24 protein-coding genes are annotated in these 24,325 nt (G+C 52.5%); 17 read left to right on the top strand and 7 right to left on the bottom strand.

Annotated features, from left to right (window positions below; all coding sequences use genetic code 11):
* The first annotated feature begins 3 nt into the window (after positions 1–3).
* A complete protein-coding gene (purD, locus tag GC56T3_RS01850) occupies positions 4–1,296 on the top strand; it encodes a phosphoribosylamine--glycine ligase (protein WP_013144135.1) in 1,293 nt (430 codons plus the stop codon).
* Here purD and GC56T3_RS20255 read toward each other — a convergent pair.
* The 3 genes from GC56T3_RS20255 to GC56T3_RS01855 all read right to left on the bottom strand — a co-directional run bounded on the left by GC56T3_RS20255 (position 1,250) and on the right by GC56T3_RS01855 (position 1,852).
* Positions 1,250–1,354: an EYxxD motif small membrane protein gene (locus GC56T3_RS20255; protein WP_325048220.1), complete on the bottom strand. Its 105-nt coding sequence runs from the start codon at positions 1,352–1,354 to the stop codon at positions 1,250–1,252. The genes purD and GC56T3_RS20255 overlap by 47 nt on opposite strands.
* Before the next feature lie 130 nt (positions 1,355–1,484).
* Complete coding sequence (locus GC56T3_RS20110; RefSeq protein WP_013144136.1) at positions 1,485–1,610, bottom strand: hypothetical protein; 126 nt, start codon at positions 1,608–1,610, stop codon at positions 1,485–1,487.
* Positions 1,607–1,852 carry a DUF2892 domain-containing protein gene (locus tag GC56T3_RS01855; RefSeq protein WP_013144137.1) on the bottom strand — a complete coding sequence of 82 codons (246 nt, stop codon included), beginning with the start codon at positions 1,850–1,852 and terminating at the stop codon, positions 1,607–1,609. The genes GC56T3_RS20110 and GC56T3_RS01855 overlap by 4 nt, the downstream gene beginning before the upstream one ends.
* 96 nt (positions 1,853–1,948) lie before the next feature.
* Here GC56T3_RS01855 and GC56T3_RS01860 point away from each other — a divergent pair, with 96 nt between their 5' ends.
* The 8 genes from GC56T3_RS01860 to GC56T3_RS01895 all read left to right on the top strand — a co-directional run bounded on the left by GC56T3_RS01860 (position 1,949) and on the right by GC56T3_RS01895 (position 12,176).
* Positions 1,949–3,694, top strand: a complete 1,746-nt coding sequence (locus tag GC56T3_RS01860; protein ID WP_013144138.1) for an adenine deaminase C-terminal domain-containing protein — start codon at positions 1,949–1,951, stop codon at positions 3,692–3,694.
* Positions 3,695–3,721: 27 nt separating this feature from the next.
* The gene (locus GC56T3_RS01865) at positions 3,722–4,741 is read left to right on the top strand and encodes a DUF3048 domain-containing protein (protein WP_013144139.1); all 1,020 of its coding nucleotides are present in this window, start codon (positions 3,722–3,724) and stop codon (positions 4,739–4,741) included.
* 92 nt (positions 4,742–4,833) lie between these two features.
* Positions 4,834–5,169 (top strand): YerC/YecD family TrpR-related protein, encoded by a 336-nt coding sequence (locus GC56T3_RS01870; protein ID WP_011229782.1) that lies wholly within the window; start codon positions 4,834–4,836, stop codon positions 5,167–5,169.
* A 98-nt stretch (positions 5,170–5,267) separates the two neighbouring features.
* A complete protein-coding gene (locus GC56T3_RS01875; protein ID WP_013144140.1) occupies positions 5,268–5,987 on the top strand; it encodes a heptaprenylglyceryl phosphate synthase in 720 nt (239 codons plus the stop codon).
* 28 nt (positions 5,988–6,015) lie between these two features.
* The gene (gene pcrA / locus GC56T3_RS01880; protein ID WP_013144141.1) at positions 6,016–8,190 is read left to right on the top strand and encodes a DNA helicase PcrA; all 2,175 of its coding nucleotides are present in this window, start codon (positions 6,016–6,018) and stop codon (positions 8,188–8,190) included.
* Positions 8,191–8,210: 20 nt separating this feature from the next.
* Complete coding sequence (ligA, locus tag GC56T3_RS01885) at positions 8,211–10,223, top strand: NAD-dependent DNA ligase LigA (protein ID WP_013144142.1); 2,013 nt, start codon at positions 8,211–8,213, stop codon at positions 10,221–10,223.
* A complete protein-coding gene (locus GC56T3_RS01890; RefSeq protein ID WP_013144143.1) occupies positions 10,220–11,443 on the top strand; it encodes a CamS family sex pheromone protein in 1,224 nt (407 codons plus the stop codon). The genes ligA and GC56T3_RS01890 overlap by 4 nt, the downstream gene beginning before the upstream one ends.
* 175 nt (positions 11,444–11,618) lie before the next feature.
* Positions 11,619–12,176, top strand: coding sequence for a TIGR00730 family Rossman fold protein (locus tag GC56T3_RS01895; RefSeq protein WP_013144144.1), 558 nt, complete (start codon positions 11,619–11,621; stop codon positions 12,174–12,176).
* 87 nt (positions 12,177–12,263) lie between these two features.
* Here GC56T3_RS01895 and GC56T3_RS01900 read toward each other — a convergent pair whose 3' ends face one another.
* From GC56T3_RS01900 to GC56T3_RS01915, 4 genes are all read right to left on the bottom strand, one after another.
* A complete protein-coding gene (locus tag GC56T3_RS01900; protein ID WP_013144145.1) occupies positions 12,264–13,739 on the bottom strand; it encodes a flavin monoamine oxidase family protein in 1,476 nt (491 codons plus the stop codon).
* Positions 13,740–13,841: 102 nt separating this feature from the next.
* Positions 13,842–14,618 (bottom strand): VOC family protein, encoded by a 777-nt coding sequence (locus GC56T3_RS01905; RefSeq protein ID WP_013144146.1) that lies wholly within the window; start codon positions 14,616–14,618, stop codon positions 13,842–13,844.
* Positions 14,619–14,647: 29 nt separating this feature from the next.
* Positions 14,648–15,070 (bottom strand): hypothetical protein, encoded by a 423-nt coding sequence (locus GC56T3_RS01910; protein ID WP_041468163.1) that lies wholly within the window; start codon positions 15,068–15,070, stop codon positions 14,648–14,650.
* Between the two features lie 184 nt (positions 15,071–15,254).
* Complete coding sequence (locus tag GC56T3_RS01915; protein WP_013144148.1) at positions 15,255–15,830, bottom strand: Uma2 family endonuclease; 576 nt, start codon at positions 15,828–15,830, stop codon at positions 15,255–15,257.
* A 364-nt stretch (positions 15,831–16,194) separates the two neighbouring features.
* Here GC56T3_RS01915 and gatC point away from each other — a divergent pair, with 364 nt between their 5' ends.
* The 8 genes from gatC (at position 16,195) to GC56T3_RS01955 (ending at position 24,318) form a co-directional block, all read left to right on the top strand.
* Entirely contained in the window at positions 16,195–16,485 is a 291-nt protein-coding gene (gene gatC, locus GC56T3_RS01920) for an Asp-tRNA(Asn)/Glu-tRNA(Gln) amidotransferase subunit GatC (protein WP_013144149.1), read from the top strand.
* 12 nt (positions 16,486–16,497) lie between these two features.
* Complete coding sequence (gene gatA / locus GC56T3_RS01925) at positions 16,498–17,955, top strand: Asp-tRNA(Asn)/Glu-tRNA(Gln) amidotransferase subunit GatA (protein ID WP_013144150.1); 1,458 nt, start codon at positions 16,498–16,500, stop codon at positions 17,953–17,955.
* A gap of 13 nt (positions 17,956–17,968) precedes the next feature.
* Positions 17,969–19,399, top strand: a complete 1,431-nt coding sequence (gatB, locus tag GC56T3_RS01930) for an Asp-tRNA(Asn)/Glu-tRNA(Gln) amidotransferase subunit GatB (protein ID WP_013144151.1) — start codon at positions 17,969–17,971, stop codon at positions 19,397–19,399.
* A gap of 175 nt (positions 19,400–19,574) precedes the next feature.
* On the top strand, positions 19,575–20,879 hold the full coding sequence (locus tag GC56T3_RS01935; protein WP_013144152.1) for a homocysteine synthase: 1,305 nt from the start codon (positions 19,575–19,577) through the stop codon (positions 20,877–20,879).
* A gap of 624 nt (positions 20,880–21,503) precedes the next feature.
* Positions 21,504–21,893, top strand: coding sequence for a hypothetical protein (locus GC56T3_RS01940; protein ID WP_013144153.1), 390 nt, complete (start codon positions 21,504–21,506; stop codon positions 21,891–21,893).
* A 121-nt stretch (positions 21,894–22,014) separates the two neighbouring features.
* Entirely contained in the window at positions 22,015–22,896 is an 882-nt protein-coding gene (locus GC56T3_RS01945; RefSeq protein WP_013144154.1) for an NADH dehydrogenase, read from the top strand.
* Positions 22,880–23,620 (top strand): hypothetical protein, encoded by a 741-nt coding sequence (locus tag GC56T3_RS01950; RefSeq protein ID WP_013144155.1) that lies wholly within the window; start codon positions 22,880–22,882, stop codon positions 23,618–23,620. The genes GC56T3_RS01945 and GC56T3_RS01950 overlap by 17 nt, the downstream gene beginning before the upstream one ends.
* Positions 23,617–24,318 (top strand): hypothetical protein, encoded by a 702-nt coding sequence (locus tag GC56T3_RS01955; protein WP_013144156.1) that lies wholly within the window; start codon positions 23,617–23,619, stop codon positions 24,316–24,318. The genes GC56T3_RS01950 and GC56T3_RS01955 overlap by 4 nt, the downstream gene beginning before the upstream one ends.
* The last annotated feature ends 7 nt before the right edge of the window (positions 24,319–24,325 follow it).

Consider the following 24,325-nt stretch of genomic DNA (forward strand, 5'->3'; position numbering starts at 1 on the left):
ACGATGAATGTACTGGTCATCGGACGAGGCGGGCGCGAGCACGCCATCGCCTGGAAAGCGGCGCAAAGCCCGCTTGTTGGCAAGCTGTATGTAGCGCCGGGAAACCCGGGCATCGCGGACGTGGCGGAACTGGTCCATATTGATGAGCTCGATATTGAGGCATTGGTGCAGTTTGCGAAACAACAGGCGATCGATTTGACGATCGTTGGGCCGGAAGCGCCGCTTGCTTCCGGCATTGTTGACCGTTTTATGGCCGAGGGGCTTCGCATTTTCGGCCCAAGCCAGAGGGCGGCGCTCATCGAAGGAAGCAAGGCGTTTGCCAAAGAGCTGATGAAGAAATACGGCATCCCAACGGCGGACCATGCGACCTTTACGTCGTACGAAGAGGCGAAAGCTTACATTGAACAAAAAGGCGCGCCGATCGTCGTGAAAGCGGACGGATTGGCCGCCGGAAAAGGCGTCACCGTCGCCCAAACGGTGGAAGAAGCGCTTGCCGCGGCGAAGGCAGCGCTTGTCGACGGACAATTCGGCACAGCCGGCAGTCAAGTTGTCATTGAGGAGTATTTAGAAGGGGAAGAATTTTCGTTTATGGCGTTCGTTAACGGCGAGAAGGTGTATCCGCTCGCCATCGCCCAAGACCATAAGCGGGCGTATGACGGAGACGAAGGACCGAACACCGGCGGCATGGGAGCCTACTCGCCGGTGCCGCAAATTTCGGATGAGATGATTGATGCCGCGCTAGAGGCCATTTTGCGGCCGGCGGCGAAAGCGTTGGCGGCGGAAGGACGGCCGTTTCTTGGCGTGCTGTACGCTGGATTGATGGCCACGGCAAATGGGCCGAAAGTGATCGAATTCAACGCCCGCTTCGGCGATCCGGAAGCGCAAGTCGTGCTGCCGCGTCTGAAGACCGATTTGGTGGAAGCGGTACTAGCGGTGATGGATGGAAAAGAGTTGGAGCTTGAATGGACGGACGAGGCGGTGCTTGGCGTCGTGCTGGCAGCTAAAGGTTACCCCGGGGCTTACGAGCGCGGGGCCGAAATCCGCGGGTTGGACCGAATCTCCCCTGATGCGTTGTTGTTCCATGCTGGCACCAAACGAGAAGGCGGCGCATGGTACACCAATGGCGGACGCGTTCTCCTGTTAGCGGCCAAAGGGGAGACGCTCGCAAAAGCGAAGGAAAAAGCGTACGAGCAGTTGGCGGCGATCGACTGCGACGGCTTATTTTACCGGCGCGACATCGGCCGGCGCGCTATCGAACGCGCCTCCGCCGCATATACACGTATGAAAGGGCGATAATGCCGCCGATTAACGCGGCCAATACGAACGACATGTCGGTCATATACTCGAGCAGCATGGTGGTTCACTCCTTTGTAGTCGAAGGTGTCCCAAGTATGGGACACCTTTTTTGATGATGTTTGGCTAGTCCACAATGCCAAGCCGCAGATCATTTTGCTTTCTTCTCTTTCGTTGACAGTTGGCACTCTTCATTGGCCGCTTCGATACCGCAGCAGCACGTATCGCTCACGATGCGAAAAATGTTGCCAAATGACGGTGGAATGGAAGACATCGGCAAAAGCGGTGCGCAACGTCGGACGGATGTCCTCCCTCATGTCGGATTGACGACCGCTTCCTTTTCCTCTTCAAGAAGCTGCCGGCGCTGCATATTGTCAAACAGGGCGGTCATCGGACAAAAACGGGTGATCCCTTCTCCGACTTTCATCGCCCCAAGCAAAGCGGCCCACAAATAGGATGTGCACCATGGCCGACGGGCGAGGCGGGCGGTGGCCCAGGCGATGACAGTCAGGCCAACCGTGATGCGAATGAATGCGTTCACAATGCCGATATTCGCCATCGGTCTGTCCCCTCCTTATATTTTTTATTGTGAAAGTCGCTTTTGTGCGTTAAAATGGTTGTATGGAACGATTAGGAAACAAGGGACGGGGTGTCAATGGGCGAACAACGTTACCGATGGAAAGGCAGTGAGCTGCGGGAACAAGCAGCCATCATCGATGGCAAACAATCGCCGACGAAAGTATTAGTGAACGCGACGTATTTGCATTCGTATTTTCGTGAATGGGTAAAAGGAAATATATGGATACATAGCGACCGCATCGTGTATGCCGGCGAGCGGTTCCCTAATTTTGTCGATGATGCGTGCGAGATCGTCGACTGCCGTGGGTATGTGCTCGTTCCAGGCTACATTGAGCCGCATGTTCATCCATTTCAATTATATAATCCCCATTCGTTTGCTCGTTATGCAGCGGCGCACGGAACAACAACGCTCCTCAACGATAACTTGTTTTTGCTTTTGCAGCTCGATGATGAAGAGGCGCTTTTCTTTTTACAAGAAATGAATGCGCTTCCAACATCGATGTATTGGTGGTGCCGGTTTGATGGGCAAACGGAGCTCGAGCGCGAAGAGGAACAAGTGTCCAATGCTCGGATCAAGCGCTGGCTTGACCAAGAGGCGGTGCTTCAAGGCGGTGAGTTGACCTCATGGCCAAAAGTGGCGAGCGGCGATGACATCATCTTGTATTGGATGCAAGAAGCGCATCGGCGGCGCCGCAAAATTGAAGGGCATTTTCCGGGGGCGTCGGAAAAGACGCTTGTCAAAATGGCGCTCTTTGGCGCAGATGGCGATCATGAGGCAATGACGGGAAAGGAAGTGCGCATGCGCCTTTGGCACGGCTATACCGTCGCGCTTCGGCATTCCTCGATTCGCCCCGATTTGCCGGTGCTGCTTGAAGAGATGAAAGCGCTTGGCATCCGGCATTATGATAAATGCTTGTTGACGACGGATGGCTCGCCGCCGGCGTTTTATGAGAATGGGGTGATCGATTGGCTGATCCGCATCGCGATCGAGCATGGCGTGCCGGTGATCGATGCCTATGCGATGGCGACGATCAACGCCGCCCGCCACTACGGCATCGAGCATCTTCACGGCAGCATTGCCACCGGCCGCATCGCTCATATCAACTTTTTGCGCTCGGCTCACGATCCGACGCCGGCGCAAGTGCTCGCCAAAGGCGAATGGGTGAAGCGCGATGGAGAAGCGCCGCCTCTCTGGCCGGATCTGGAATGGGGGCAGTTTGGCATTCGGCCGCTGTCGTTGCCATGGGAGATGGACTGGGATGATTTGCAGTTTTCGATGCCGATGGGGCTGCGCATGGAAAACGCCGTCATTTTAAAACCGTATTCCGTATCGATCGATACGTCGCGCGACCGTTTAGGGCATGACCATGATGAGTGTTTTCTGGCCTTGTTTGACCGAAACGGCCGCTGGCGCATCAATACGATGTTAAAAGGTTTTTCATCGGCGCTTGGCGGGCTGGCAAGTTCTTATTCGAACACCGGGGATTTGATTTTGATCGGCAAGCATAAGGAAGATATGATGCTCGCCTTCCGGCGGATGAAGGAGATCGGCGGCGGCATTGTGCTCGCTGAGGACGGAGAGATTTTGTTTGAGCTCTCGCTTCCTTTAGGCGGCATGATGTCCTCCTTGGAGGTGGATGAATTGATCAACGAAGAAAAAACGTTCGTCCGTTTGCTGCGTGAGCGCGGATATCCGTTCGAAGACCCGGTGTATTCGTTGCTCTTTTTGCAATCGACCCACCTGCCGTATGTGCGCGTCACGCAACGCGGGATTTATGATGTGATGAACAAAACGGTACTCTTTCCTTCGATAATGCGGTAAAATAAAAAAGAAAAGGTTGTGTGTCCATTGAAACGTTGGCTGTTCGCCGTCAGTTGCGCGGCATTGTTGTTAGGCGGCTGCACGACCAAAAGCGAGCCGAAGCAGGCCGAACCGGCCAAACCGGCTCCTCGGCAGGAGCAGCCGTCCAAGCCTCCGGCGGAGGAAAAACAAACGTTCCCGCTGACGGGGCTGCCGGCGAAAGGGAACATCCATCAACGGGTCGTCGGCGTGATGATCAACAATCACCCGAAGGCGCGGCCGCAATCGGGGCTTCGTGCGGCGGACATCGTGTATGAGGTGCTTGCCGAGGGCGATATCACCCGTTTGTTGGCGTTGTACCAAAGCGAATTGCCGGAGCGGGTCGGACCGGTGCGAAGCGCGCGTGATTACTATATTGACTTGAGTGAAGGCTACCATGCACTGTATGTATGCCATGGCTGGAGTCCGGAGGCGAAAGTGCGTCTTGAGGGAGGCGGAATCGACTATTTGAACGGATTGTTTTACGACGGCACATTGTTTCAGCGCGTCCCGTTCCGCAAGGCGCCGCACAACTCATACATTTCATTCGCCAACATCGAAAAAGGAGCGAAACAAAACGGGTATGCTTGGACGGACAACGTTGCCCCGCTATCGTTTCGCACCGATGAGCCGAGAGGCAAGAAGGTCGAGACGGTTCACATCGCCTATTCGCATCGCGCCTATGCCCAGGTCGAATACCAATATGTTTCGGAACAAAAGGGGTATTACCGGTACAGCGGCGGCGAGCAAACGATCGATTATGATACGCATAAGCCGGTTGTCGTGCAAAACGTCATGATCATCGCCGCCCACCATCAAGTGGTTGACAGCCACGGGCGGCGCGACATCGACCTCGTCTCCGGCGGCAAGGGGTACTTGCTGCAGGGCGGCGTCATGCAGCCGATCGAATGGAAAAACGTCGACGGCCGGCTGCTGCCGTACCATAACGGGGCTCCGATCGGATTCGTGCCGGGAAAAACGTGGATCAATATCGTGCCGGAACTGGCGATCGTCCAGTGGAAATCATAACCGCCTTGTCTGTTGCAAGGCAAAGGGGCGGTGGATTCGCAGATTGGTTGGCTACAACATTTTTCCCGCCAAAACGCAAGGAGGAAGCAGCTATGCAAATTGACAAACTGCGCGGCAGAGAGTTGGATCAACTGTTTAAAGCGATTTTATCGCTGCGCGATTTAGAAGAATGTTACCGTTTTTTTGATGATTTATGCACCGTGAATGAAATCCAGGCGCTCGCCCAGCGGCTCGAGGTCGCCCGCATGCTGCGCGAAGGATATACGTATCACAAAATCGAAACGGAAACCGGAGCGAGCACGGCGACGATTTCGCGCGTCAAGCGCTGCCTCAACTACGGCAATGATGCTTACGCCATGGCGCTCGATCGCATTAAAGAGGAGCAACAGCAAGAAGAGAAAGAAGCCAACGAAGCGGTCACAGACTGACGCGGCAAGGAGATTCCTTCCATTTGCAAAGGAACTCCTTTTCTTTTTGCGGATTTGTTATAATGGAACAATGGAGAAATGAGTGGAGGGTTGCCGCTATGGAGGAGATTCGCGCTTGGCGCCATGTGTTTAAACTCGACCCGAATAAACCGATTGATGACGAGCGCCTTGAGCGCCTTTGCGAGTCGGGAACGGATGCCGTCATCGTCGGCGGAACCGACGGGGTGACCATCGACAACGTGCTTGATTTATTGGCTCGCATCCGCCGTTTTTCGGTGCCATGCGCGCTCGAAGTCACCGACGTCGAAGCGCTGACGCCGGGATTTGACGTATATTTGGTTCCGATCGTGTTAAACAGCCGGCAGGCGGAGTGGATCATCGGCCGTCATCACGAGGCGGTGAAACAATACGGCGATGTCATGAACTGGGATGAGATTTTCGCGGAAGGTTACTGCATTTTAAATCCAGCCTGCAAAGCGGCCGAGCTAGCCGAGGCCGACGCGGCGCTCACCGATGATGATGTCGTGGCGTACGCCCGCCTCGCCGCACATTTGTACAGGTTGCCGATTTTTTACCTTGAGTATAGCGGCGTCTATGGCGATCCGTCCTTAGTGGAAAAAGTGAAACAAGTGCTTGATCAGACGCAGCTGTTTTATGGCGGAGGGATCACAACGCCTGAGCAGGCGGAGCATATGGCGCGTTATGCCGATACGGTGGTCGTCGGCAACGCGATTTACGACGCGTTCGAACAGGCGTTGGCGACGGTGGCGGCGGTGAAGAAGATGGCTGGTCAACGCAGCGGCGATGACGGAAAATAGAACATATGTTTTATTGGTGGTGGACATGATGAATTTTTTATCGGAAAAGCTGCTTGCGCATTTAAACAAAGAGCAGCAAGAAGCCGTTAAAACGACAGAAGGCCCATTGCTCATCATGGCGGGAGCGGGCAGCGGAAAAACGCGCGTGCTGACGCACCGGATCGCCTATTTGATGGCGGAAAAACAGGTGGCGCCGTGGAATATTTTAGCCATTACGTTTACGAACAAAGCGGCGCGTGAAATGAAGGAGCGGGTGCAGGCGCTCTTAGGCGGGGCGGCGGAAGACGTGTGGATTTCGACGTTCCATTCGATGTGCGTCCGCATGCTGCGCCGCGACATTGACCGCATCGGCATCAATCGCAATTTTTCCATCCTTGACCCGACGGATCAGCTTTCGGTCATCAAAGCGATTTTGAAAGACAAAAATATCGATCCAAAAAAATTTGAGCTGCGAACGATTTTAGCGACGATCAGCGGGGCGAAAAACGATTTGCTCACGCCCGAGCAATTCGCGAAGCGGGCATCGACGTACTACGAAAAGATCGTCGGCGACGTGTATCAAGAGTATCAACAGCGCCTTCTCCGCAATCATTCGCTCGATTTCGACGATTTGATCATGACGACGATCCACTTGTTTGACCGCGTGCCGGATGTGCTTCAATATTACCAGTATAAGTTCCAGTACATCCATATCGATGAGTACCAAGATACGAACCGCGCTCAATATACGCTGGTGAAAAAGCTCGCAGAGCGGTTCCAAAATATTTGCGCCGTCGGCGATGCCGACCAGTCGATTTACCGGTGGCGCGGGGCGGACATTCGCAACATTTTATCGTTTGAGCGCGACTATCCGAACGCGAAAGTCATTTTGCTTGAACAAAACTACCGCTCGACGAAACGCATTCTGCAGGCGGCAAATGAAGTCATTGCGCATAACGTCAATCGAAAGCCAAAGCGGTTGTGGACGGAAAACCCGGAAGGGAAGCCGATCGTCTATTATGAAGCGATGAACGAAGTGGACGAAGCGCAATTTGTCGCCCGCCGCATTCAAGAGGCGGTTGAGAGCGGGGAGCGCCGCTACCGCGATTTTGCCGTGCTTTATCGGACGAACGCCCAGTCGCGCGTCATCGAGGAAATGTTTTTAAAAGCGAACATTCCGTACCAAATCGTCGGCGGCTTAAAGTTCTATGACCGGAAAGAAATTAAAGACATTCTCGCTTACTTGCGCGTCATCGCCAACCCCGATGACGATTTGAGCTTGCTTCGCATCATCAACGTGCCAAAGCGCGGCATCGGCGCCTCTACGATCGACAAACTTGTCCGCTATGCGGCCGAGCATGAGCTGTCCTTGTTTGAAGCGCTCGGCGAGCTGGAGATGATCGGCTTCAGCACGAAGACGGCCGGGGCGCTCGCCGCGTTTCGCGGACAGCTTGAGCAATGGACGCAGCTGCAAGAATACGTTCCGGTGACGGAACTTGTGGAGGAAGTGCTCGACCAATCGGGCTACCGCGAGATGCTCAAGGCGGAACGGACGATTGAAGCGCAAAGCCGGCTTGAGAACTTGGACGAGTTTTTGTCGGTGACGAAGCATTTCGAAAATGTAAGCGACGATAAATCGCTCGTCGCCTTTTTAACCGACTTGGCGCTCATTTCTGATTTGGACGAGCTGAATGGGACAGATCAGGCGGCCGAGGGCGATGCCGTCGTCTTCATGACGCTGCACGCCGCCAAAGGGCTTGAGTTTCCGGTCGTGTTTTTGATTGGCATGGAAGAAGGCATTTTTCCGCATCTTCGTTCACTGGAGAATGAGGATGAAATGGAAGAAGAGCGGCGGCTGGCGTATGTCGGCATCACTCGGGCCGAGGAAGAGCTCGTATTGACGAACGCGCAAATGCGGACGCTGTTTGGCAACATCCAAATGAACCGGCCGTCGCGCTTTTTAGATGAGATTCCCGCGCATTTGCTGGAGACGGTCTCGCGCGGGAAACCGTCTGTTTCCCGTTCAGCGTCCGCTCGCTTGCAGGCAGGCGGCGCCATCGGGGTGTGGAAAGTCGGCGACCGGGCGAACCATCGGAAATGGGGAATCGGTACGGTTGTCAGTGTCCGTGGCGAAGGTGACGACCAAGAACTCGATATCGCCTTCCCGAGCCCGATCGGCATTAAACGTCTGCTCGCTAAATTTGCGCCGATTGAGAAAGTATAGAAAGGAGAACGGGTGAACGTATGGACCGCCAACAAGCCGAACGGCGCGCGGCCGAGCTGCGCGAACTGCTGCACCGCTATGGCTACGAATATTATGTGCTCGACCGGCCGTCCGTCCCGGACGCCGAGTATGACCGGCTCATGCAAGAGCTCATCGCCATTGAGGAACAGTATCCGGAGCTCAAAACGAGCGACTCGCCGACCCAGCGCATCGGCGGCCCGCCGCTTGAGGCGTTTCGCAAAGTGACGCATCGGATTCCGATGATGAGTCTCGCGAACGCGTTTGACGAAGGGGATTTGCGCGATTTTGACCGCCGCATCCGCCAGGAAGTCGGCGAAGCCGCGTACGTATGCGAGTTGAAAATCGACGGCCTCGCCGTCTCGGTCCGCTATGAAGATGGTTATTTCGTCCAAGGAGCGACGCGCGGCGACGGAACGACGGGCGAGGACATTACAGAAAATTTGAAAACGATCCGCTCGCTGCCTCTCCGCCTGAAAGAACCGGTGTCGCTTGAGGCGCGCGGCGAAGCGTTCATGCCGAAAGCGTCGTTTTTGCGCTTGAATGAGGAGCGAAAAGCTCGAGGCGAGGAGCTGTTTGCCAACCCGCGCAACGCTGCGGCTGGCTCGCTCCGCCAGCTCGACCCGAAAGTGGCGGCGTCGCGCCAGCTCGATTTGTTCGTTTATGGTTTGGCCAATGCCGAAGAGCTTGGCATTGAGTCGCACAGCGAGGCGCTCGACTACTTACAGGCGCTTGGGTTTAAAGTGAATCCCGAGCGGCGGCGCTGCGCCAACATCGATGAGGTGATCGCGTTTATCAACGAGTGGCACGAAAAACGGCCGCAGCTGCCGTATGAGATCGACGGCATCGTCATCAAGGTTGATTCGTTCGCCCAACAGCGGGAGCTTGGTGCGACGGCAAAAAGCCCGCGCTGGGCGATCGCCTACAAATTCCCAGCCGAGGAAGTGGTGACGACGCTCATCGGCATTGAGGTGAACGTCGGCCGCACGGGCGTCGTCACTCCGACAGCGATTCTTGAGCCGGTCCGCGTCGCCGGCACGACCGTGCAGCGCGCCACTCTTCATAATGAAGATTTTATACGGGAAAAAGACATTCGCATCGGCGATGCGGTCATCATTAAAAAAGCGGGCGACATCATCCCGGAAGTGGTCGGCGTCGTCGTCGACCGGCGCGACGGGGATGAAACGCCGTTTGTGATGCCGACGCATTGTCCGGAATGCGAAAGCGAGCTCGTCCGCCTAGATGGAGAAGTGGCGCTCCGTTGCTTAAACCCGAAATGCCCGGCCCAGCTGCGCGAACGGCTTATCCATTTTGCCTCAAGAGCAGCGATGAACATTGAAGGGTTGGGCGAAAAAGTCGTCACCCAACTGTTTAACGCTGGCCTCGTCCACGATGTCGCCGATTTGTACCGGCTGACGAAAGAACAGCTCATCGGTTTGGAACGGATGGGCGAAAAGTCAGCAACCAACTTGCTTGCAGCGATTGAGGCATCGAAGCAAAACTCGCTCGAGCGGTTGCTGTTCGGTCTTGGCATCCGCTACGTCGGAGCGAAAGCCGCCCAACTTTTGGCTGAGCATTTTGAAACGATGGAGCGGCTGGAAAAAGCGACGAAAGAGGAATTGATGGCCGTGCCGGAAATTGGCGAGAAAATGGCGGACTCGATCATCGCCTTCTTTTCCCAGCCAGAAGCGGCCGAGCTGCTCCATGAGCTGCGGCTTTACGGCGTCAACATGGCATACAAAGGGCCGAAGCGGGCGGCTGAAGCGCCTGCTGACTCCGCCTTCGCCGGCAAAACGGTCGTCTTGACCGGCAAACTCGCGTCGATGTCGCGCAATGAGGCAAAAGAAGAGATTGAACGGCTCGGCGGGCGCGTCACCGGCAGCGTCAGCCGCAGCACCGACATCGTCATCGCCGGTGAGGACGCCGGATCGAAGCTGGAGAAAGCCCAGCAGCTTGGCATTGAGATTTGGGACGAATCACGATTTTTGCAAGAGATCAGCAGGGGGAAACGATGAAACGAATCTCACCACTTCGCAGTTTGGTTGCCTGCCGTTGGACGAATCGGGCCCGAAAGCGGTTGGCCGCTGTCAGCCTCGCTTCGATTTGTTTGTTGTCTGCGTGTGCGCCGAAGTTTGACAAAGGTGAGGAAGTCGTGCAAGACAAAGGCAGCAAACAGCAAGAAGCCGTCATCCCGAAATACAACATTGCCGACTCGTATTACCGCGTCATCCTTCCGTTCAAACCGTCCGGGGCCCGTGGGGAGGTCGTCAATGATTTAAATACGCGCCTTGATGTCGACGAATTTGAGACGGGGCTCATGCGCTTGGCCACTGAGCAGTTTCCGTCGGATGAGTACTTGTTCCAAGAGGGGCAATATTTAGATAGCGAGACGGTCGGAAAATGGCTCGCTCGCAAGAAGACGACTCGCCAGCTGAAGGAAGAGAAAATGAAGCCGGAAGACAACCTCGGCTTAAACCCACCGATCAGCGATACGGGAACAAACGAACAAAAAAACAAACAAAGCCCGATTTATTTGGCGAGCATTTTGGAACATGATTATTTGGTGAAGATCGACAACGACAAAGTAAAGCTCGGCGGCATTGCCATCGGCCTGGCGTTAAACTCCGTCCACTATTATTCGACCGAGCAAGGCTATCCGCGCGAGGTCAAAATCAAAGACGATGTCATCGAACGGGAAGGAAAGCGGATCGCCGCGGAGGTGCTGAAGCGGCTGCGGAGCATGAAAGGGCTTGGCAGTGTGCCGATTACGATCGCTTTATACAAACAAGCGCCCCGTTCATCTGTTGTTCCAGGCCACTTTTTCGCCGTCGCCCATGTCGATGGGGGGGACAGCACGATCGATGAGTGGGAGGCGGTGAACGAGGAATATTATTTATTCCCGTCCGATGAGGCGGAAGAGAACCATCGTGATGACTGGCTCAAATTCAACAATTTTAAATCAGATGTTGAAGACTTTTTCCCGAACTACACGGGCATCGTCGGCAGAGGGTTGTACGTCAACGACCAGCTTCAGAAGTTAACGATCAACATTACGATGCCGTTTTACGGCAAAGCGGAAGTGATCGGCTTTACCCAATACGTGACCGGCTTGGTGATGGAAAAATTCCCGGACTACATCACCGTTAATGTCTACATCGCCTCGGCCGGCCAGCCGGAAAGCCTCATCGTGCGCCAGGCGAAAGCAGACGAGCCGTTTGTGCATATTTATCAATGACAACGTGCCGCATCCTCTCTGGACGAGCCAGAGGGGATGTGTTTTTTGCGACGTTGCGGTTCGAAAAGGCTGGTGTAAACGGATTCGGTGGCAGCCTGTCGGTGTGATTTGCCGGATGGGGGACAGACTGATAAAATAATGAAGACCTAGATGCGAGTAAAGGTGTGTCGCGATCATGAAAGCCATCTGTGTGTTTTGCGGATCAAGTTATGGACAAAGCGTAAAATACAAGGAAGCGGCGAAAGAGCTCGGAACGTTTTTAGCCCGAAGCGGCATTACGCTCATTTACGGCGGAGGGACACGGGGCTTGATGGGAGAGGTTGCTCAGGCGGCGCTCCGTCATCAAGGGCGCGTGGTTGGGATCATTCCGCAATTTTTGAAGGACCGGGAAGTGGCGCATAATCGGTTGAGCGAACTGTTGGTCGTCGATACAATGCACACCCGCAAAGCGAAAATGTACGAGGCGGCCGACGGATTTATCGCCATGCCAGGGGGTTATGGAACGTACGAGGAGCTGTTTGAAGTGCTCTCGTGGTCGCGCGTCGGCCTCCACCAAAAACCGATCGGCCTGCTCAATGTGGATAGGTTTTTCGACCCGCTCCTTGACTTGCTTCGGCATACAGTCGAAAACGGATTTGCCGCGCCGGAAGATCTCGGACTTATAGTCAGCGCCGGAGATGTTCCGACGCTGTATGAGCGGATGAGCCTGTTCCGCCATCATCGTAGACAGTGATGACGGGAGGTCTTTTTATGCGATCATGACGGTGCATTTGATCTTTCAAGGCCAATCAAAACGATGGTGCGGGCTGCCAGTGGTTCGTCAAGCCTGTGCATTGTTCACTTCATGGGCGACGCGAATGCCGGATTCAATGGCGCCTTGAATCCATCCGTGGTGGGTGGAAGCGTGTTCCCCGGCAAAATGCACCCTTCCCTCAGGAACCGCGATATAGGGAGACAGCTCTGTGACTTGGTTCGGCTTCATCATCGTGAAGGCGCCGCCGGAGTACGGATAGCGAACCCAGCTATGGCTCGTTCCGGTTTCAAATTCACGGTACACTTGCTCTCCATGGAGGATCGCTAAATTTTTCAGCGTATATTCCAGTCGCTCTTCATCGCCCAAGCTGTCCCAAGGAATGGTGTCATCTTCCCACGTATAGCTCGCCAATACGACACCTGGCCCCGTGGTGCCAATGCCTTGGCTTGGATATTGTGTATACGTAATCGGCAGATCGGAAACCGCTCTGCCCCCAAACATGCCTTCTTTTTCCCAAAACCGCGTTTTAAACTGGATGCCCGTTTTCGTCGAACCGGCATAGTGAAGTTCACGAATGGCTTTCCATTTGTTTTCGGAAAATGAATGGCGGGGTTCGATGTCGACAAACTGCAAAATCGAAAATGGGATGGTGACGATTGCTCGATCGGCGGTGACTTGAAACGGTTGAAGAATTTTGGTGTGTGTGGCGTGGATAGTGACGCCGTTGGGATCCTGGACGATTTTTTGCACTTTGTGGCTGAAAAGGATATCATCTTTCAGCTGCGGCAAAAAGGCTTTTGGAAGCCGGTCGTTTCCGCCGACGATTTCGTAAAAACGGATGTTCGGCGTAAACAGCACCATCAATTCACGCAACATTTCCAGAAACGACAGTTCTGGCAATCCTCCGAGCGAAAGAACGGCTTTGATCATATCGATGGCGCCGACGGACAACGACAGGCCGAACGGGTTGTAACGCAAATACGAGTCAAGCGAGTAGCGGTCGAGTTGCTCGATGACGATCGGCCAATGTTGTTCCGGATTTTGCTCAATGAATTGAACGACCGGGCGAATGGCCATCTGCAATAACTCGGAAGCGGTTTTGCCCCGTTCGTGCGGGGCGACCGGAAAGCCAAAGAGGCCGGGATGCTGCTCATATTCGCCAAGACGCGCTTTCACGCCGCGAAAATACAGAATGTCGCGCGGAGTGCTGTTGATAAACGGGTAAAGCGGCAAGTTGAATTTTTTGATATATTCCAATGTCAATTGGTGGGTGTGCGGGATGCGCATGGCGCCGGCTTCGAGATACTGGTCATCGCGAAAGTTGGAGCGGAGCGTGTAGATTCGGCCGCCGACCCGCTCGGATGCTTCAAGAATCGTGATGCGATGGCCGGCTTGCTTCAGCAATGACGCTGCGACAAGTCCGGCCATTCCGGCGCCGATGATGACGATGTGTCGAGGCGCCGCGGTTTTCTTTAAGCCGTTTCGAATGATCGAGATCATCGTTTCCATCGAAAGTTTTGGAGAAACATACGGGTGGGACACGGTTGGACTCCCCCTTTGCCGTTTTCACCGCGCGAGGATGAAGGTGCGGTTATTCCATCTTATTCCGCGGCAAAGGGGAGTATGTGAGAATAGGAATGCCCGTCACGGCCTGGAAACGATATACGTCGCGCCATCGATTTCGATGGAGCGCTGTTCCTGCACCCCCACAAGCCGGCACGAAAACGGGCGCGTTGATGGATGACGTCGGTCAGCCTCATAGAACCGAATCGCAATGCCGCCGACAGCGAGCTTCGCATACGCTCCCGCCTCATCGCGCCCCACATCGGGTTCGGGCAAGTCAAACAGCCGGCGATAGCCGTTGGCCGCCCGCTGGAGATCGAGGGTGTAGATGCTAATTGATGACAGCGAAACAGAGCCAATCGGGTGTCTCATGAGCGGCGCCAGCTCGTTCATCCGCACGTCATCGCCGTCGCCCCATTGGATGAAAAACGGATAGCGAAATGCACCGTCTGTGTCGTCTTCGATAAACAGCATCGACCATGTCAGCCGCTTGCCGTCATCGCGCTCGCGGCTGCCGGGGAGCGGACCGATTGGGGTAAACCCGTTTCGTTTGAGATGTGCCGCCACCGCTTCGATGTTATTCGTGCGGAAGGCAAATTGGGAAAAGCCGTTTCCTTCTTGGCGGTCGGCGACAAGCTGGGCGATGAGCGGATTTCCGCACGTTCTCGCCGTCTGTCTATCAGCAATGCCGATCCACTCAATGTAGCGCAAATGCTCGAAGTAGCATAAGGCGTTGTACGTTCCCCATGACGGATGGCGGCCGCCATGGATGGCTGTAAACCCCCATTGTTCAAACGCCGTTTTCGCTTGCTCCGGTCGTTCGACCAGATGGACGAGATGGTCAAACACGACATGCATGGCGGCGGCCTCCTCCTAGATGGAATCGATCAGCGGAACAGCATTTCTTTGAGCTTGTAGATGATGCGTTCGTTATCGACGGTGCGGTGGGCGATAAAATTCAAATCGAGCTTGATGTCTTCGATTTGGGCGGACAATTGTTCGTAACGGGAATCCATTTTTTGTTCGAGGCGGTCCACCGTTTGTTTCAATGAGGAAAATTCCCGGTGAAGCTGGTGGACGTCAGCAGCGAGAGCTTCCAGTTTGGCGTCTGTTTCGTCTTGGCGGTGGAGGAGAGCAGCCACGATGCCGTTCAATTCCGTTTGCCCAGCGCGAAGCGAATCTTGTTCTTGACGAATGGCGATTTGTTCACGCTCGAGCCGCTCTTGGCCTTCTACGAGCTTTTGCAGTGTGCTGTCCATGGCGTTCAGGCGATCAAGCACTTGGGCGAGCAAAGCGTCACTCATCGTCATGATTCCCCCTTTTTTCGTCTGTTATGGCCATTATAGTACATATGTTCGGGGTTGTCAATCAAGAAAATTTGAACATCCATGGCGGACAAACTCCTTCCCATTCCTTGTTTGTCAACGGTTTATTCCATATCGATGCCCAACAATCCTCCCGATTTTTGTCAGCAGCATCCAAAATATGAGATGTTCACATGGAAGCAAATACTTTTGGCAATGAGATGAAGAGCTTTGGAAAAATATGAGGGCAAATCGTTTCATCTTTATAGTGCACTCCCGCTTGGTGAAACTTTTGATCTTGCAAGGCATATTTTTCGACGGTCTCATGAACCGGATCGACAATCCAGTATTCTCTGACACCAGCTTGTTCGTAGTTGTGAAATTTCGTAATGCGGTCGTGTTTGGCGGTAGATGGAGAAAGAACTTCTACGATAAGATCAGGCGCTCCATAAATTCGCTCATCACCAATTTTTTGTTTGTCACAAACAACAATGAAATCGGGAATATACCAATCTTTAATGTCATGAAGAGGAGTATCTTTTGTTGCGAATAAACATACATCGATCGGTGCGACAAATACTTCACACGAGGAATGTTGTAGAAAGTCGAAAAACTGTGCTGACAAAGCTGTCACGATCCGTTGATGTCTTGGTGTAGGTGAAGGAGTCATAAATAGGACGCCGTCAATTCCCTCATATCGTTTTTCCTCAGGGAAGTTTACGTAATCTGCATATGTCCATGGATGATTTTGATTTGGCAGCGACATGCAATTTCCCTCCTTGTGCTTTCATTTTATCGTATTTCTTTGAATAAAAAAAGGCGTCACGAGCGATTCCTTCCTGTGTCTAAATTAGGAGCGCGTCCTTTTTCTCCCATCAACCGTTTACTCATGCGAGTGACGTCCTATTGTGCGCTGTTCAGGAAAACGAAATATTCCTACATCAAAATTAAATCCTCCCGGTTTCACGCCTGCCTTCGCTATTAGGAGGTGTTATGAACGTTGTATTTATTTGCATCGCGAATATGTAGATTGATTCTCGTCCAGAACATGCGGCAACTGTTGCTTCATTCGATGAAAGTTTGGTATCATCATGGTATTGTGATAGGTCGAACTCGTTGGAGGTGAAACTATGTCGCGAATTTCGATTGACCAAGTCAAACACGTCGCCGACCTAGCGCGATTGGCGATTACGGATGAAGAGGCGGAGATGTTTGCGAAACAGCTCGATGCGATCATTACATTTGCCGAGCAGTTGAATGAATTGGATACGGAGAACGTTCCGCCGACTTCGCACGTGCTTGATATGAGAAACGTGATGCGCGAGGATATTCCAGAACCGGGGCTGCCGCGCGAAGAAGTGTTGAAAAACGCGCCGGATCAGCAAGACGGCCAGTTTCGTGTGCCGGCCATTTTAGAGTAAGGAGGGGGATTTATGTCGCTTTTTGACCATTCCGTATCAGAATTACATACGTTGCTGCAGAAAAAAGAAGTGTCCGTTTCCGATCTCGTCGACGAATCGTACCGCCGCATCGGCGAAGTGGAAGAGAAAGTGCAAGCGTTTTTAACATTAAATGAAGAACAGGCGAGGGCGAAAGCGAAGGAGCTCGATGACCGGCTCGCCAAAGGTGAAGAAACGAACCCGCTGTTCGGCTTGCCGATCGGCATTAAAGACAACATCGTCACAAAAGGATTGCGCACGACATGCGCCAGCAAAATTTTATACAACTTTGACCCGATTTACGACGCTACTGTCATGGAGCGGTTGCATGCCGCAGGGGCGATCACGATTGGGAAGTTGAACATGGACGAGTTCGCCATGGGCTCGTCGACGGAAAACTCCGGGTTTCAGCTGACGCGCAACCCATGGGACGTAGAGCGCGTTCCGGGCGGCTCGAGCGGTGGTTCGGCGGCGGCGGTGGCGGCCGGCGAAGTGCCGTTTGCTTTAGGTTCTGATACGGGCGGTTCGATCCGCCAGCCGGCGGCGTTTTGCGGGGTTGTTGGCTTGAAGCCGACGTACGGCCGCGTCTCGCGCTTTGGCCTCGTCGCGTTTGCCTCGTCGCTTGACCAAATCGGCCCGATTACGCGCACGGTCGAAGACAACGCCTACTTATTGCAGGCGATTGCAGGCGTCGACCCGATGGATTCGACATCGGCAAATGTTCCGGTGCCAAACTATGTGGAGGCGTTGACCGGGGACATCAAAGGATTGAAAATCGCCGTGCCGAAAGAATATTTAGGCGAGGGCGTCGATGAAGGCGTGCGCCAGTCGGTGCTTGCGGCGCTTGCCGTGCTTGAGAAGCTTGGTGCGGCGTGGGAAGAAGTGTCGCTGCCGCATTCGAAATATGCGCTCGCGACGTACTATTTGCTCGCTTCATCGGAAGCTTCGGCGAATCTTGCTCGCTTTGACGGCGTCCGCTACGGCTACCGGACGGACAACGCGAAAAACTTGATCGATATGTATAAACTCACACGGAGCGAAGGATTCGGGGCGGAGGTCAAGCGCCGCATTATGCTCGGGACATTCGCGTTAAGCTCGGGCTATTACGATGCGTATTACAAAAAAGCGCAAAAAGTGCGGACGTTGATCAAACGAGATTTTGAGAACGTCTTTGAACAATATGACGTCATCATCGGCCCGACGACACCGACACCGGCGTTTAAAATCGGTGAGAAAACGAATGATCCGCTGACGATGTATATGAACGACATTTTAACGATTCCAGTCAACTTGGCAGGCGTGCCGGCCATTTCCGTGCCGTGCGGCTTTGTCGATGGCTTGCCGGTCGGCTTGCAAATCATCGGCAAGCACTTTGATGAAAGCACTGTCTACCGCGTCGCCCACGCTTTTGAACAAGCGACCGACTACCATAAGCAAAAACCGGTGTTGTAAGGGGGGTTAGGTGATGAACTTTGAAACGGTCATCGGACTTGAGGTGCACGTCGAGCTGAAAACGAAATCGAAAATTTTCTCCAGCAGCCCGAACGCGTTCGGCGCGCCCCCGAACACGCAAACGAATGTCATCGACTTAGGGTATCCGGGCGTGCTGCCGGTGTTGAACCGGCAGGCGGTCGAGTTTGCGATGAAAGCGGCGATGGCGTTAAACTGCGAAATCGCGACCGAGACGAAATTCGACCGCAAAAACTACTTTTATCCGGACAACCCGAAAGCGTACCAAATTTCGCAATACGATCAGCCGCTCGGCAAAAATGGCTGGATTGAAATTGAAGTGAACGGGAAAAAGAAAAAAATCGGCATCACCCGCATTCACTTGGAAGAAGACGCCGGCAAGCTGACACATACGGGCGACGGCTATTCGCTCGTTGATTTTAACCGCCAAGGGACGCCGCTCATCGAGATCGTCTCGGAACCAGACATCCGCTCGCCGGAAGAGGCGTACGCCTACTTGGAAAAATTAAAGGCGATCATCCAATACACAGGCGTCTCCGACTGCAAAATGGAAGAAGGATCGCTCCGCTGCGACGCCAACATTTCGCTCCGCCCGATTGGATCGGACCAATTCGGCACGAAAACGGAGTTGAAAAACTTAAACTCGTTCAACTTCGTCCGCATGGGGCTCGAGTATGAGGCGAAGCGGCAGGAGAAAATTTTGCTCTCCGGCGGCGTCATCCGCCAAGAAACGCGGCGCTTTGACGAAGCGACGAAAACGACCGTCCTCATGCGCGTCAAAGAAGGCTCGGAAGACTACCGCTACTTCCCGGAGCCGGACTTGGTGATGCTCTATATTGACGACGAATGGAAAGAGCGCGTCCGCGCCTCGATTCCGGAGCTGCCTGACGCCCGCCGGAAGCGGTATGTGGAAGAATGGGGCCTGCCGGAATATGACGCCAAAGTGCTGACGCTGACCAAAGAAATGGCGGATTTCTTCGAAGCAACGGTCGCAAACGGCGCCGATCCGAAACTGGCGTCGAACTGGCTCATGGTCGAAGTATCCGGGTACTTAAACGCCGAGCAAAAAGAGCTCCATGACATCGCCTTGACGCCGGAAAGCCTAGCAGGCATGATCAAACTCATCCAAAACGGCACGATTTCGTCGAAAATCGCGAAAAAAGTGTTCAAAGAACTCGTCGAACACGGCGGCGACCCGGAGAGAATCGTCAAAGAAAAAGGGCTCGTGCAAATTTCCGACGAAGGAGCGCTGCGCAAAATTGTGCTCGAAGTGCTCGACGCCAACCCGCAGTCGGTCGAAGACTATAAAAACGGCAAAGACCGCGCGCTCGGCTTCCTTGTCGGCCAAGTGATGAAAGCGACGAAAGGACAAGCGAATCCGCCGCTTGTCAATAAGCTGTTAGTAGAGGAAATTGGAAAACGATAATGAAACAATAGGAGGCCTGCCCACCGGCAGGCTCTGTTTTCAATAAAAATTTTTGTACTATTAAAAAAATACAATTGACAAACGTTGTGATCCAATGATAGATTCTTTATAAGAAAAACCAATTGATTTAGTAGGATATGAAATCTCGAGGGATCAAAGAGGGGGAGAGGAAACGATGAGCCATGAACAAACTTTCCGCCCGGAAACGCTCGCCATCCACGCCGGGCAAAAACCGGATGCGGAAACGGGCGCGCGGGCGGTGCCGATTTACCAAACAAGCTCGTATGTATTCCGCGACAGCGAGCACGCGGCCAATTTGTTTGGCTTGAAAGAGGAAGGGTTTATTTACACGCGCATTATGAACCCGACGAACGATGTCTTGGAAAAACGGATCGCGGCGCTTGAAGGCGGCATTGGGGCGCTTGCGCTGTCATCAGGGCAGGCGGCGGTGTTTTATTCGATCATCAACATCGCCTCGGCGGGCGATGAAATCGTCTCGTCGTCGTCCATTTACGGCGGAACGTACAACTTGTTCGCCCATACGCTGCGCAAGTTCGGCATTACGGTGAAGTTTGTCGATCCGTCCGATCCGGAAAACTTTGAGCGGGCGATCACCGACAAAACGAAAGCCTTGTTTGCGGAAACGATCGGCAACCCGAAAAACGATGTGCTCGACATCGAAGCGGTGGCCGACATCGCCCATCGCCATGCCATTCCGCTCATCGTCGACAACACGGTGGCAAGCCCATACTTATTGCGGCCGATTGAATTCGGCGCCGATATCGTCGTCCACTCAGCGACGAAGTTCATCGGCGGGCACGGCAATTCGATCGGCGGTGTGATTGTGGACAGCGGCAAGTTCGACTGGAAAGGGAGCGGCAAGTTTCCGGAGTTCATCGAGCCAGACCCAAGCTACCACGGGTTGGTGTATGTGGACGCCGTCGGCGAAGCGGCGTACATCACGAAAGCACGCATTCAGCTCTTGCGCGACTTAGGAGCGGCGCTGTCGCCGTTTAACGCGTTTTTGCTTTTGCAAGGGCTGGAGACGCTCCATTTGCGGATGCAGCGCCATAGCGAAAACGCCCTTGCCGTCGCCAAGTTTTTAGAAGAGGAAGAAGTCGTCGAATCGGTCAACTACCCAGGGCTTCCAAGCCATCCGTCGCATGAACTGGCGAAAAAGTATTTGCCGAATGGGCAGGGCGCGATCGTCACGTTTGAAATCAAAGGCGGCGTCGAAGCTGGCAAAAAACTGATCGACTCGGTCAAGCTGTTCTCCCATTTGGCCAACATCGGCGATTCGAAATCGCTCATCATCCACCCCGCCAGCACGACGCACGAGCAGCTGAGCCCGGACGAACAGCTGTCCGCCGGCGTCACCCCGGGCCTTGTGCGTCTGTCCATCGGCACGGAAGCGATCGACGACATTTTGGACGACTTGCGCCAAGCCATTCGCCAAAGCCAGACGGTGGGGGTGAAGTAGAAGCAGCGAAGCGAGAACCATTTAAAATAGAAAGAGCGTCCTAATCGACAAACTAGGGCGCTCTTTTTTGATTTGCGGAGCAAAGCTATCTCAGAACACGCCTTCTCTGCATTTGCAAGGGAAAATCAGTACATCAGATTTTCCGGACACGGAGACTCCAGACTATCCTCGCTTGTCAAGTACGTTCCACCTGAATCCGTGATAGAAGTGTACCCGAAATGCCGGGAAACTCTCAATTATGCAGAGGCCTCTACTCTATTTCGAATGTTCACCTATTAAACGTTTTGTTGATTGATCAAATTTTCTTGTGGGGGCGTGAACCCGTCTTGATCACCGATTCAAGGTTACAGTGATGCACCCATTTTGTTTTAATTTTTCGTATTTACTTCTTTTTTTTTTGTTATAATATCCCATGGGACCGGTCCTGTATTTTAAGGTTCATCACCAAAAGATGTACTTGACTTTTAAAGACAAACATGATAGCAATGTTGCTCAAAGAGACGTGTGGTATAAAAAGGAAAAATGCTGTTTTGATTTTCTTTATCATAATCGTCTTTCTTTGTCAAGTACACTTTGTGGTGAAGAGCCTATTTTAAAATATATTAAGGGAGAGGGGATCGAATCATGAAGAAAAAACGTAAAATGGTTGCTGCTTTGCTTGCTTCTACCACATTCATTGTGGTAGGGGGAGTCAGCGCCGCATCTTATGTGACGTATGCGGGGGTTCTCCCTCGTTTTCAAGCCGATACAGAATTAGCAAGCGCCAATAAAGCGACAAACAGTAAAAGCAAAGTGGAAAATTCGGTTGTTGGGAGCGATTATAAAGCGAATATGTGGATTCAGCAAGGCTCCACGAAAGTGTCGCCAACCGCGCTGAATGTAACCGATAATGACACGCGTTATTTCACTGTCGACCAAAGCGCTGTTGGCAAAAAAGTTTCATTAGTGGCGGAAAATGCATCCTTCACTTACGTTACAGTTGATATCGCAGGCAAATTTTACCCCGACAATTGATCGATTTTATAGATATGTTCAGTCAACTTGGACAAGAGAGAGGTTTTCTTCGTCAGGGACGGTCTTCTTCAATTTCAATGAAGAAGACCGTCCTTAAACAGAAGAATTAGGAGATGATTGTATGTATATGGAATTGCTTAAACTTCTGAAAAATAAGAACCTTTATATCAGCGCAGCTTGCCTGTTGTTGCTCGTCATTGGCGCTGTCGTGTTGGGGGTGAAAGATTACCGTGAGAATGTGGAGCTGTTTGAACGAATTTACCACCACAATCCTAATGTTTCCGCCTTGGCATCGCCTCACCTTGAATGGGTTGGTCTAGGAGGCTTCCGATTTAACGTACTCTCTTCTTTATATTACTTCCTTTTTCCACTATTGTTGTCCATTCCATTGGTAGATTCGATTGATCGTGAGCGAAAGAGCGGAAATATTCATTATCAATTGACACGGATGGGAAGGGGAGTCTATTTTCGAAGGAAATTTGTGTTTTCCTATATCAGCGCTTTCTTCTTATTCCTTCTTCCTCTTGTGCTGGGAGTTGTGCTGGTGAATCTTTTGACGAACCATTGGGATTATTCGAGCTTTTCCCAGGCTTATCGGCAATTGGTCCATGGCGCGTTGCCGTTGCCGGACAATTCATTTGAAGGGGAAAAGAAAAGCCTTTTTTCTCCTTTATTGGAGATCTCCCCTTATTGGTATGTTCTCGCGTATTATGTCATTGGCGGGTTGTTTGCCGGCGGCTACGTTTGTCTCGGTTTAGCCTTTTCTTTATTCTTGAAAAATCGGTATTTGATCACGTTGATGCCGCAAATCATTTATATGGTTTGTTGGGCGGCACTGACGATCACCAACCAGTTGGGATGGGATCCATTTAATTTCTTAATCCCTTCACAACCAGTGGAAGGATTGTCCTATTGGAAAATCGTCATCGTGTTTGTCCTCCAATTGTTGATCGCGGTAGGGGTATTTTCATATGGAGTGAAGAAGAGTGAAGATGTTCTCTAGACAGATTGTTTTTTTTGTTTGGCAAGATTTGCTGTTGCATCGCACCGTTATCCGAATGATTTTGGGCGTCATGGCTCTGTTGATGGTGGTGAGCATCTTGCCGCTAGGAATGGTGGTAGTGGGGAAATGGCACAGCCTTAAAGATTTTATCTTGCTCTATCGGTATGAGTTTTTTCATCTGCCTGTTTTTTTATTTCTTTTAGGTTCAACACTTCAAACGAACGCGTGGGTGATTTTAAGACGATACCGCACCCGGGGACAAATCGGGCTGCATAAAGCGTTGTTGGTCGTCGTTTTGGCTGGGGGCGTGTCCCTTTGGGTTGCTGTAGCAGGAGGATTATGTACAATGTTTGTGAAATTCCTCATCTACCCCCATATGCCAAACGCCCATGCGGCTTTTTTGTACGTGCCGCATAGTGAGGATAAAAGTTCGTTTCTCTATTTTCTTGTTATGTATTTTTTCGTCACCGCTATATACGGATTGCTGTTTATAGCATTCATCGACTTTGGATGGAGTCGCTTTTTTGCCTTCGCTGCCGTCATCATACTGGCTGTATTGGATATGTTCACGGTGCATATGCTCCCTTATTTGTTTTACATCAGTGAACAGGCGGCTCCTGTTTGGACCATCCTCGTTCTCATTGTGGTGCTGCTGCTGTTAGTCTATCTCATTTGCCTTTCGTCAAGCCGAAAAAACTATTATGTTCAGGATGATCTGTTATGAAACCGATGGATTTGGAGTTTACCTTGATCAAAATGGATATCAAAAGAATTGTCATCACCTGCCTCCTGTTCCCGCTGTTGGGCACTTTGATGTGCAGCTGGTCAGAGGCGTTTTCCTCCCAACACCTATCGGAGTTGTTCGCCCGCTTATTCGGAGCGGTGACGACCTCGAATTGGATGTATTGGCTGATGATTTGCTTCGGCTATGTGGTGTTGCTCCAAATCGTTTGGAAAAAGCGGGATCAATATTTTGAACATAAACTGTTCATTTTGTTGAGGGATACGACGTCGTATACAATGGCTAGATTGTTGGCAGGAGTTCTGTTTACAGTGGGATATGTCTTGTCATCGTTTTTGATCACTGGCGGCTTCGGCCTCTTTGTGTCGCATATGGCGTTTTCGTTTGACCGTTCGCTCGTGCTCATGTTTGTTAGCATCGCCGTGAATTTGTATTGGCACGCCAGCGTGTGGATGTTGTTGAACGTGTATGCAACCTATCACTTGGCGAATGTTGTCATTCTCGCTTTGTTTTTTGTGGGTGTGAAGATGCCAACGCCTTTTATTCCTTTGTACTACAGCATGGCGGATCTCGTGCGGAGCAGCTCGATGTTCTGGTCGGCGTTGATCGTGGAGCTCTTGTCGATCGTTGTGTTCGGGTATTGGACGATAAAGAGAGTGAAGCATGCGGATTATATCTAGGAGGTTT

The sequence above is a fragment of the Geobacillus sp. C56-T3 genome (assembly GCF_000092445.1).
In the GTDB taxonomy this organism is placed as follows: Bacteria; Bacillota; Bacilli; order Bacillales; family Anoxybacillaceae; genus Geobacillus; species Geobacillus thermoleovorans.

Bases quoted from the DNA above. Each gene is read 5' to 3' on its own strand.
- ligA (WP_013144142.1), top strand. From the start codon at position 8,211: ATGGACCGCCAACAAGCCGAACGGCGCGCGGCCGAGCTGCGCGAACTG.
- GC56T3_RS01905 (WP_013144146.1), bottom strand. From the start codon at position 14,618: ATGCATGTCGTGTTTGACCATCTCGTCCATCTGGTCGAACGACCGGAG.
- GC56T3_RS01860 (WP_013144138.1), top strand. From the start codon at position 1,949: ATGGGCGAACAACGTTACCGATGGAAAGGCAGTGAGCTGCGGGAACAA.
- gatB (WP_013144151.1), top strand. From the start codon at position 17,969: ATGAACTTTGAAACGGTCATCGGACTTGAGGTGCACGTCGAGCTGAAA.
- GC56T3_RS20255 (WP_325048220.1), bottom strand. From the start codon at position 1,354: ATGCTGCTCGAGTATATGACCGACATGTCGTTCGTATTGGCCGCGTTA.
- GC56T3_RS01870 (WP_011229782.1), top strand. From the start codon at position 4,834: ATGCAAATTGACAAACTGCGCGGCAGAGAGTTGGATCAACTGTTTAAA.
- GC56T3_RS01875 (WP_013144140.1), top strand. From the start codon at position 5,268: ATGGAGGAGATTCGCGCTTGGCGCCATGTGTTTAAACTCGACCCGAAT.
- GC56T3_RS01955 (WP_013144156.1), top strand. From the start codon at position 23,617: ATGAAACCGATGGATTTGGAGTTTACCTTGATCAAAATGGATATCAAA.
- GC56T3_RS01855 (WP_013144137.1), bottom strand. From the start codon at position 1,852: ATGGCGAATATCGGCATTGTGAACGCATTCATTCGCATCACGGTTGGC.
- GC56T3_RS20110 (WP_013144136.1), bottom strand. From the start codon at position 1,610: ATGAGGGAGGACATCCGTCCGACGTTGCGCACCGCTTTTGCCGATGTC.
- GC56T3_RS01910 (WP_041468163.1), bottom strand. From the start codon at position 15,070: ATGACGATGAGTGACGCTTTGCTCGCCCAAGTGCTTGATCGCCTGAAC.
- pcrA (WP_013144141.1), top strand. From the start codon at position 6,016: ATGAATTTTTTATCGGAAAAGCTGCTTGCGCATTTAAACAAAGAGCAG.
- GC56T3_RS01890 (WP_013144143.1), top strand. From the start codon at position 10,220: ATGAAACGAATCTCACCACTTCGCAGTTTGGTTGCCTGCCGTTGGACG.
- GC56T3_RS01895 (WP_013144144.1), top strand. From the start codon at position 11,619: ATGAAAGCCATCTGTGTGTTTTGCGGATCAAGTTATGGACAAAGCGTA.
- GC56T3_RS01915 (WP_013144148.1), bottom strand. From the start codon at position 15,830: ATGTCGCTGCCAAATCAAAATCATCCATGGACATATGCAGATTACGTA.
- GC56T3_RS01940 (WP_013144153.1), top strand. From the start codon at position 21,504: ATGAAGAAAAAACGTAAAATGGTTGCTGCTTTGCTTGCTTCTACCACA.
- purD (WP_013144135.1), top strand. From the start codon at position 4: ATGAATGTACTGGTCATCGGACGAGGCGGGCGCGAGCACGCCATCGCC.
- GC56T3_RS01945 (WP_013144154.1), top strand. From the start codon at position 22,015: ATGTATATGGAATTGCTTAAACTTCTGAAAAATAAGAACCTTTATATC.
- gatC (WP_013144149.1), top strand. From the start codon at position 16,195: ATGTCGCGAATTTCGATTGACCAAGTCAAACACGTCGCCGACCTAGCG.
- GC56T3_RS01935 (WP_013144152.1), top strand. From the start codon at position 19,575: ATGAGCCATGAACAAACTTTCCGCCCGGAAACGCTCGCCATCCACGCC.
- gatA (WP_013144150.1), top strand. From the start codon at position 16,498: ATGTCGCTTTTTGACCATTCCGTATCAGAATTACATACGTTGCTGCAG.